General features: G+C 67.9%; 1 pseudogene. It reads right to left on the bottom strand.

The annotated features are described in order from the left end of the window. Positions 1-1,102: pseudogene (locus tag ABD350_RS37740) on the bottom strand (RHS repeat-associated core domain-containing protein); the annotation flags it as partial.

Genomic DNA, 1,102 nt, shown 5'->3' with positions numbered 1-1,102 from the left:
CGTCGTTGCGGGCGTACCAGGTGCGGGTGCACTTCTCGTCGCCGGTGACCGCGTCGTCGCCCTGGTCCTCGACGGTGGTGGCCATGCCGTAGTCGTCGTAGGTGGTCTTGACGGTGGTGACGCGGTCGTAGGGGGTGAGTTTGCTGGTGATGCGGGTGCGGGTGTGGGTGGCCGCGGTGCGTACGTAGTACGCCTCGGTGTCGGCGTAGGACTTGTGCTGGGTCGCCGTCCGCTTGGACCAGGGGTCGTTGACGGTGCCGCCGACTTCGTCGGTGCCGTCGTAGGTGACCGCTTCGCGGGTGAAGCCCGCGTACTGCTCGGCGTCGGTGATCTGGCCGGCCTTGATACCGGTGACGGTGACGGTCTTGCGCTGGTCGGCATCCGGGGTCTTGCCGTCAGAGCCGAGGACGCGGTCGCCGTTCATACCGCGCAGGTAGATGCTGGTCTCTTTGCTCTGGGTGCGCCCGGAGAGGCCGGTGAGGTGGGTGACCTGCTGGTAGCCGCGCCAGTTGGACCAGGTGCGCTCCTTGGCGGGCGTCATCGGGTCCTCGTTGTAGTGCCAGGCGCCGCCGCCGGTGTACTGGTAGCTGTGCTGTACGGCTTCGGAGCCGCCATGGGGGTCGGTGGTGGACACGGAGCCGACCGGGTACTTCTGGAACCAGTCGAGCCGGGGATCCTTCTCACCGTTGGGCGACCAGTACACCGGGTAGCAGCGCCGGGTGTTCTCGTCCAGCCTGGGCTTGGTGCCGGCCGCGGTGCAGTCGGCGTCCAGGTAGGTGACGATGGTCTGGGCGCCGGTCTCGGAGGTGACAGCCTTCAGACGGGGCTTGTTCAGCGGCAGGATGTCGTCCGCCGTACCGTCGACCCGGTTGGGCAGCATCACGTGGTCGAACTTGACCGGGTCGAGGGAGAGGTCGGTGCCGCGCTTGCCGGTGTGCCGGATCTCGTCGAGCCAGAGCGACTGGTCGGTGGAGTCACCGGTGTCACCGGGGTCGAGGTAGAGGTGCTTGAGCGCCCAGACGTCCACCGGCTCGTAGCCGGGGGTGGCCGCCTTGGCGTTCCAGGCGTAGGTGGTGATCGTCGTCAGCCGCTTGCGGGTGAA

This window comes from Streptomyces nogalater, from assembly GCF_039532885.1.
Classification (GTDB): Bacteria; Actinomycetota; Actinomycetes; order Streptomycetales; family Streptomycetaceae; genus Streptomyces; species Streptomyces nogalater.
The sequence above is the reverse complement of the archived record's forward strand: the minus strand, read 5'-3'. Positions and strand labels throughout refer to the sequence as shown.